The sequence below is a fragment of the Ruegeria halocynthiae genome, assembly GCF_900106805.1.
Lineage (GTDB): Bacteria > Pseudomonadota > Alphaproteobacteria > Rhodobacterales > Rhodobacteraceae > Ruegeria > Ruegeria halocynthiae.
This window is the reverse complement of record NZ_FNNP01000022.1, coordinates 1-7,001: the sequence shown is the minus strand read 5'-3', so window position 1 is coordinate 7,001 and position 7,001 is coordinate 1. Positions and strand designations below refer to the sequence as shown.

8 protein-coding genes are annotated in these 7,001 nt (G+C 54.3%); 2 read left to right on the top strand and 6 right to left on the bottom strand.

Annotated elements, in window-relative coordinates; translation table 11 throughout:
• Positions 1 to 56 precede the first annotated feature (56 nt).
• The 3 genes from BLU89_RS20840 to BLU89_RS20830 form a co-directional block, all read right to left on the bottom strand.
• A complete protein-coding gene (locus BLU89_RS20840) occupies positions 57 to 362 on the bottom strand; it encodes a tryptophan 7-halogenase (RefSeq protein WP_074739643.1) in 306 nt (101 codons plus the stop codon).
• Between the two features lie 152 nt (positions 363 to 514).
• Positions 515 to 919 (bottom strand): nuclear transport factor 2 family protein, encoded by a 405-nt coding sequence (locus BLU89_RS20835; protein WP_074739641.1) that lies wholly within the window; start codon positions 917 to 919, stop codon positions 515 to 517.
• Positions 916 to 1,761 carry an enoyl-CoA hydratase/isomerase family protein gene (locus BLU89_RS20830; protein ID WP_074739639.1) on the bottom strand — a complete coding sequence of 282 codons (846 nt, stop codon included), beginning with the start codon at positions 1,759 to 1,761 and terminating at the stop codon, positions 916 to 918. Before BLU89_RS20830 ends, BLU89_RS20835 begins: the two co-directional genes overlap by 4 nt.
• A 99-nt stretch (positions 1,762 to 1,860) precedes the next feature.
• On the opposite strand from BLU89_RS20830, the gene BLU89_RS20825 reads away from it, so the two are divergent.
• Positions 1,861 to 2,772, top strand: coding sequence for a LysR family transcriptional regulator (locus BLU89_RS20825; protein ID WP_074739637.1), 912 nt, complete (start codon positions 1,861 to 1,863; stop codon positions 2,770 to 2,772).
• Between the two features lie 53 nt (positions 2,773 to 2,825).
• On the opposite strand, the gene nhaC is transcribed toward BLU89_RS20825, so the two are convergent.
• The 3 genes from nhaC to BLU89_RS20810 all read right to left on the bottom strand — a co-directional run bounded on the left by nhaC (position 2,826) and on the right by BLU89_RS20810 (position 6,613).
• Complete coding sequence (gene nhaC / locus BLU89_RS20820) at positions 2,826 to 4,274, bottom strand: Na+/H+ antiporter NhaC (RefSeq protein ID WP_074739635.1); 1,449 nt, start codon at positions 4,272 to 4,274, stop codon at positions 2,826 to 2,828.
• A gap of 104 nt (positions 4,275 to 4,378) precedes the next feature.
• Positions 4,379 to 5,314, bottom strand: a complete 936-nt coding sequence (lhpI, locus tag BLU89_RS20815; RefSeq protein ID WP_074739633.1) for a bifunctional Delta(1)-pyrroline-2-carboxylate/Delta(1)-piperideine-2-carboxylate reductase — start codon at positions 5,312 to 5,314, stop codon at positions 4,379 to 4,381.
• Positions 5,315 to 5,332: 18 nt separating this feature from the next.
• A complete protein-coding gene (locus BLU89_RS20810) occupies positions 5,333 to 6,613 on the bottom strand; it encodes a D-amino acid dehydrogenase (RefSeq protein WP_074739631.1) in 1,281 nt (426 codons plus the stop codon).
• A gap of 62 nt (positions 6,614 to 6,675) precedes the next feature.
• Between BLU89_RS20810 and BLU89_RS20805 the strand changes: the two genes are divergently transcribed.
• Positions 6,676 to 7,001, top strand: a 326-nt coding sequence (locus BLU89_RS20805) for a helix-turn-helix domain-containing protein (protein WP_143030650.1), incomplete at its 3' end; no start/stop codon positions are given.

Here is a 7,001-nt window from a genome sequence, read left to right as displayed (position 1 = left end):
CACCGCAAATCCGCCGCATAATCACATGAACCAGATGAGCCAGACCCTCTCTTAGCTCACGCCGCCATCTGTCCCAAAATCCCTGACGACGGACAGAGAAGATCGGTCAGTTCACGGTCATAATCCGCTTTCCACAGTTCGCCTGCGGTGAAATTAGTCACCTTTGTCGGCGCGCGCAGAAAGCCGACGCTGTCGACGGCAAATCTAACGGCTGCATCGCCCATGCACACATCCTTCACGTCAATGACGGTCGCGACAAGTTCGGGTGAGATCAGCTTTCCGGTGACCCCTCCGGCGTCGATGTGAAAAGCCTGCCGGGTGTCGCTGTGTACGTGATAGTTGACACTTCCAGTCGGTTGCATTGGAAACTCCGGTAAAGCTCTGATCCGCCGATCTTGAAACGATGGTTTCACAGGGCAGATTGACTGTTTGGTTTAACGATATCTTCCTTGTGCCAGGCCAATCTTTGGCCTGGCACGGTTTGATGTTTCATCGAGAGAGGGGGGCGGCCGGGTTAACCGTCGATGAACACCGATTTCACATGGAGAGTATCCATGTATTCCCGAATTAAGACGATCCGTTCTCCGCAGAACACAAACAGGAAATGGTAAAGGTTGTTGTAGATCAGCCCATCAGCTTTGACGCCGTAGGACTCCACCTCGACAGCCACCCGTTCCCCTTCAGATGTCCATCCAGAAGGAGTGAGAGTCATGCCTTGAGGAAATGCCTGGGCAACCGTCGACATCAGACCGGCGACACCCTCCTTGTTCATCTCCCCGGAGATAGGCAGCGCGCCATCGCGACCCATAACCTTCCAACTCGCGGCATCATCCAGAAGGGCCAGAACCCCATCACTGTCACCCGCGCTGAACCGGTCAAAGAAAGCCGTAACAGTTTTCCGGTAGTTTGCGGTGCTCATCTCACATCCTGAATGCCGATTACCAGATCGTTCCAGGCGCGCTGGTTGTCCATATCGAACTGGGCCCCATTGTCGTCGGCATATTGAAACCGCTTTTGCGCTGGTGTTTTGCTCATGGATTGATAGAGCCAATAGGCCTCTTCCTTGAGTGCCTCAGCGATAGGCAAGTCGATTGAGGTGTAGACCGTTGCTTTGCATGCCTGAATGGAATCTGCCGGGAATTGGGCAATACGATTGGCAAGCGCGGCAACATGGTCCGCGATTTCGTTCGCGTCTAGTGCTTTGTTGATCGTGCCGTAGGCTTCGGCCTTGTCGGCATCGAAATCCTCGGCGCCCAGAACGATCTCGAGCGCGCGGCCCAGACCGACCTGCCGGGCCATGCGTGACGCACCGCCGCCGCAGGGCAGAATGCCCATGCCAACTTCCATTTGCATGAATTTGGCTTTGCCACGCGCGGCAAAACGCATATCGCAGGCTAGGGCAAACTCGTGACCGCCCCCGCGGGCGAACCCTTCAATCTGGGCAATGGTCGCCTGCGGAAGTTTACTGATACGGTCAAGTGTGACTTGTAGATCCAGTAATTCAACGTCTTCCCGCGCTACTGCCGTCGTTGACATGTCTTTGAGGAAGTTCGTGTCAGCGTGGGCCACAAAAATCTCTGGATGCGCCGACTTGAAAACCACAACTTTGACGTCGCGGTCTTGTTCCAGCTCATAGGCCAATTTGTTCAGGTCTGCCAACATCGGCAGACCCTGAATGTTGACCGGTGGGTAGTCGAAGGTCACCCAGGCAACGCCACCTTGGGTCGTTACGTTAAATGTTGTGAAGTCGTCGTAAGGCATGAAAATTCTCCTGTTTGCGATTGATGTCAAAATTAAACCTTCAATTTCAAATAAAAATGGGCAAAATTTAAGTTCAGAATTCGGATATCGGATATAATAATGGATCTTGAAAGCGTTCGCCTTTTTGTCCGTGCCGCGGAGAAACTGAACATTAGTGAAGCGGGCCGCAGCCTTGGGTTGGCCCCTGCGGTCGCCAGCGCGAGACTTGCCAAACTGGAAAGAAACCTTGGATCGGATCTGCTGCACCGATCAACGCGCAAGGTCAGCCTCTCAACCGAAGGTGCAGAGTTTCTCCCCTTTGCACGCGAACTGCTCGCACAAGAAAGGGCTGCCCGGGTGGCATTAGGGTTGGAAACCTCAGAAGTCAGCGGGACATTGCGGTTTACAGCTCCCAGCAGCTTTGCGCAAATATACATCGCGCCCATATTGCCGGAATTTCTGGACATGTATCCGAGCCTGAATCTGGATTTACAGTTGTCCGATAGTATTGTTGGGCTGATCGAAGGCAGCTTCGATCTGGCGTTGCGCAATTCTGCAATGGTGGATTCTAGTCACAAGGCGCGGAAACTTGCAGACGACCGGCGTATACTTTGTGCTTCGCCAAGCTATCTCAAACGTCACGGAGCACCGCAAGATCCAGATGATCTTTCAACTCATGCGCTCATCGGGTTTCAGGATCAGTCAACGCGGAAATTGATAGCGGCTGATGGTACGGCAGGCGTCTTTGAGCCGCAATCGGCGGATTGTCGGCTTGTCCTCAACGATGGGATTAGCCAAAAAGCCGCAACAGTGGCGGGGGCTGGAATTTCCATGAACTCCATGTGGAGTGTTCATCGAGAGATTAGAGAAGGAGCACTCGTCAGAGTGCTGCCGGAGTTCGATGTCGATGACCAGTCTGTGTTGTGGCTTGTGTATCCCAAGTCCAACGTTCTGACCGCCAAAGTTCGAGTGTTCATTGACTACTTGGTTGATCAGATTGGGAGAACGCCAGTGTGGGAAAAACACCAGTAGCGGTCATCGCAATGTACCGCCCCCTTTTCGGGGACGGTACTGATTTCTGCCAGTTAAGCTTTGGCAACTTCAGCTGAGAGTACAGTTTCTTCTTCTTCGGCTTTTGGTGAAAACCACCCGACCCAAGCGTAGAAAATGCCAATCACCGGTGCCAGCCAACAGGCAAAGGACAGCGGGATGTAAAGCAGGTTCTCAAGGTTGCCATCAGAAATCGACAGGCCAAGTGCGGTGATCACAAAAGCGCCTCCTGCATTCCACGGAATCAGCGGCGAGATGATTGTGCCCCCCTCTTCGGTCGCGCGCGCAAGATTTAGGCGCGAATAACCGATGCGATCATAGACAGGCCGGAACATGCGGCCGGGCAACGCGATGGACAGATAGGGATCTCCGGCCACTGTGTTTGTCGCAACCGATGTCAGGATCGCCGAGGTTTGCACGCCAGCAAAGCTTTTCACCCGTTTGGTCAAAACCGAAATGATGGCGGCAAGACAGCCGGTCCGCTCCAACGCGCCACCAAACCCAAGCGCGATCAGGATCAGGGAAATTGTCCACATCATCGACTGAATACCACCACGGTTCATCAGCTTGTCCATGGCTTCAACCCCGGTTTCAACCGAATAGCCATAGTTTGCGTAGGTGAAGACATCGTGGATTGACGCGCCCTGAACAAATATCGCCATCATGGATGCCAGCACTACACCAATAAACAACGAAGGGATCGCAGGCATCTTCAGTACCGCAAGCCCCACAACCAAAAGCGCAGGCAGCATCAGCCAGGGCGAAAGGTTGAACGAGCTTTCAAGCGCAGCTTTGAATGCTTCAATGCGCTCAAAGGACGGCACTCCATCGCCAAAATTGAAGCCAACCACAAAGTAGATCACCAAAGCAATCAGCATCGCCGGAACTGTAGTCGGCAGCATGTTGCGAATGTGGTCAAACAGGTTGGTGTCAGTCACTGCGGGAGCCAGATTGGTCGTGTCTGACAAGGGCGAGATCTTGTCGCCGAAGAAAGCGCCTGAAACCACGGCCGCCGCTGTCCAGTAAGCGGGAATTCCAAAGCCTTCGCCGATACCCATCAAGGCCAGACCTACCGTGCCCACGGTCCCCCACGAGGTCCCCAACGCCAGAGAGACTATGGAGCACAACAACATGCCGGCAGCCAAAAACATCTGAGGCGACAGAAGTGCCAGGCCATAATAGATCAAAGTCGGAACCGTACCCGCAGCGATCCAGGTTCCCACGATCATACCAACCAGCAACAGTACAGAAACCGCTGGGAAGGACACGGCGATTACGTGAAACACGCCCTTTTCGACCTGATCCCACGTCAGTCCGGTCATCAGGCCAACTATCGACGTCAAAGCGATCCCGATGGCCAGAGGAATATGAGGCGTAAAATCACCAAAGTAAAAAATTTGCACGCCCAGCAGTGCAAGTGTGAGCACTATCGGAACCAGCGCCAGTCCGATTGGTGGATGCGCCTCAGTTGGTTGTAGTGACATTGTGGGTCCTCTCCCATTTAGAAACTCGAGTAGAAGGGTGCAGCTGTGATCGGTCTGATTTGCGCAAGGCAACAGACCCGGCTACGAGCAGCTGAACCCGGTGATCAGGATGTCGATTTCAATGCCAGAATAGCGGCTGACAGATCCTCGATGGCCGTGCCGACACCTTTGAAAAGAGTGATTTCTTCAGCGCACCGGCGCGGAAATTTCCCGCTGTCGCAAAGCTCCTTCAACGTCGCCAGAATGTCCGAGCTTTGCAGCACCCCTGTTTCAAGAGGCGTCTTGATATCGCCGCTTTCAACAAGCGCATCTTGGGTGTCGACATAGACAGAAGCCCGGCTCACAGCAGCGTCATCCACTTCGCGCATCTCGGGGGTGAAACTGCCGATCAGGTCCACATGCTGGCCGGGACGCAACCATTCTCCAAGCAGCACGGGGGTACGTGCCAATGTAGCGCAGGAAATCACGTCCGCCTCAGCCGTTGCTTGTTGAACGCTTTCAACAACTTCGGCTGCGATACCTTCCTCGGCCAATGACCCCACCATGCGCGCGGCATTATCGGGGTTGATGTCGAATACAAGCGTGCGGGTAATTGGCAAAACCTCGCGATAGGCAAGCGCGAGATTGAATCCAACACGGCCAGCACCAACGATAAGATGGGTGGCGCTTTCGGGTCGGGCCAACCGGCGAGCAGCAAGGGCAGAGGCAGCTGCCGTTCGGCGTGCCGTCAACTCGCCTCCATCCGCAATCAGCAGATGCTCACCTGTTTCGCGATCAAACAGAACGTAGCTGGACGACAGCGCAGCCCGCCCCCGTTTTGCATTGCCGGGCACAACATTAACCAGCTTGATGCCACCATACCCCTCGTTGCGCCACGCGGGCATCAGCAGCAGCACATCGTCCTCGGCCGCCTCGTTTTTCAGGTAGTGGTGGTGGCGCAAAGGGGCGTCATAATCTCCCCGAAACCCCTCTTCCAACGCATCGATTAGGTCTTTGTAAGGCAATGCGTCACGCGTTGCAGGTAGGTCGAGAATTTTCATGAGTTTGTCCCTGGTTTTTTAAGAGGCTGTCAGCCAGTGCGCGGTTTCAGAAACCTGTGCGGCATTGTTAGGGTTGCCAGATATCATCGCGGCCATGATCTCGCCTGCGCCTGCAGCCATGGTCCAGCCCAACTGGCCGTGACCGGCATTCAGCCAAACATTCGAAGTCTGACGCAATCGGCCTAGATATGGCCGGCCACTTGGGGTGGTTGGACGCAAGCCCGCCCAATGTTCCGCCTGGGCCACATCCACCGCGCCGGAGAAATGCTGATCCACATAAGTGTCGAGATAGGCCACACGATCCGCGGTGACGGTTCGGTCGTAGCCCGCAAACTCTGCTATCGCGGTCACGCGCAGACGATCCCCAAGCCGGGTGACCGCGAGCAGGCTTGTTTCATCTATGAACGGACGGACGGGAATGCGGCTGGCATCCAGAATTGGATAGGTCGCCGAATAGCCTTTGACAGGATAGATCAAAGGCCGGACACCAAACGAGGCTGTCAGTTTGGGGGTTTCCGTGCCAGCGGCAATAACCACATGATCGCAGGCAAAACGACCTTTATCGGTCAGCACTGCACTGACATCCATACCACGGGAGGCAAACCCCGTGACAGTTGTGCCGAAGTGAAATGAAACGTTGCCTTTCGCTGTCAACCACTCCACGAGCCCTGTAGTGAACTTTTGGCAATCCCCCTTACTGTCGACGCTGGAAATCAATCCGCCTTGCAACCTGCCGTCAAAAGCGCGCAATGCTGGATCCAACTTCATCAGTGTCGCAGCATCATGGGGCGTGAAACCGGTATCCGCTCCGGTGTTACCTTTCAGCCGTGCGGCGTACTGCGTGGATGAGGTGTAAAGGTAATACACTCCGTCATGGGATTGATCGAAGGTCAGCCCAACCTTCGCTTCCATTTGTTGTAAGGCGTCCCGCCCGTGACGCGATAACATGGCCATGGCGTCAGAATTCCGGCGATGTGAGATGGTTGTGCAATTGCGGAGAAACTTCAGTCCCCATCTCCACATATCCGCATCCATACACCGCGAGAGTTTAACACTGGGCTCTTGGCCCAAGACCGCACGTAATAATTGCCGAGGGGCTGCCGGACCTGCCCAGCTTGAAGCGTGACCCACTGCGATAATCCCGGCATTGGCAAAGCTGCACATTGCCGCCGGTGTGCTGGCCTGATCCAGAACCAGCACTTGGTGACCTTGTTGTGCAAGATGATAGGCGGTTGCTACACCGACCACTCCTGCACCAATCACTGCGACCCTCTGGTGCTTTTTGCGTAGCTCATGCATAGTTTCGTCTGAACGCCCCAAATCTAAGCTAGAAGTAAATTTTTGGTAAAATAAGAAAAATCATGACTAAATCAACCAAAACCCTTCCCTCCAAGGAAACAAACATCGTTTCCCCTTTCATGGATGAAGATGAAAAAGCACGCATCCGAAGTGAATTAGGGAGCAGAGTCAAAAGCTTGCGAGTTAGTGAAGGTATGACTCTCGAGCAGGCATCGGAGAAAACCGGGTTAGCTGTTTCGACGATTTACAAGGTCGAAAACGGTAAAGTTTCCCCAAGTTTTGAGAATCTACTGAGGCTTGCCCGTGGATATAGCGTGGGTTTGGAAAAGCTGATCGAATCCCCACCCGAAGAAGTGAACACAACCCGCCTCACCGTAACCCGCTCAGG